Source organism: Bradyrhizobium uaiense (genome assembly GCF_010811875.1).
In the GTDB taxonomy this organism is placed as follows: Bacteria; Pseudomonadota; Alphaproteobacteria; order Rhizobiales; family Xanthobacteraceae; genus Bradyrhizobium; species Bradyrhizobium uaiense.
In genome coordinates this window covers 1-307 of record NZ_VKHP01000649.1, presented here as the reverse complement: position 1 = coordinate 307, position 307 = coordinate 1, and the positions used below count along the sequence as shown (strand labels likewise).

The window sequence follows — 307 nt, the reverse complement described above, 5'->3', positions numbered from 1 at the left end:
TGAACAGCCAGCACTTTCGGCCAGTTGCAAAAACCCTGATGTCGCGCTCCAGAAGATTATTGTCGATCGGCATCCTGCCATCTTCGGTGTAACGCGTCAGATAGTCCCATTGGTTCCGGGTGTAGGACACGGCGTCGCCGAGCTTGCTGTCAGGCAAGACCTTCGGGGCCATGTCATCGAGCCATCCCTTGAGGGCGTTCAGGACGGGAATGCTATGTTGCTGGCGGAAGCGGCGAATGCAGTCGGCCTGTGGTTCACCCTTCTCCGGTATTCCGTCCCGCGCCTGCCTTTCAACCCGGTAGAGCTG

At 58.6% G+C, this 307-nt stretch carries 1 protein-coding gene; it reads right to left on the bottom strand.

Translation table 11 applies throughout. The annotated features are described in order from the left end of the window. A partial coding sequence (locus tag FNJ47_RS46920; protein WP_163163591.1) for an IS66 family transposase occupies positions 1–307 on the bottom strand: 307 nt, incomplete at both ends.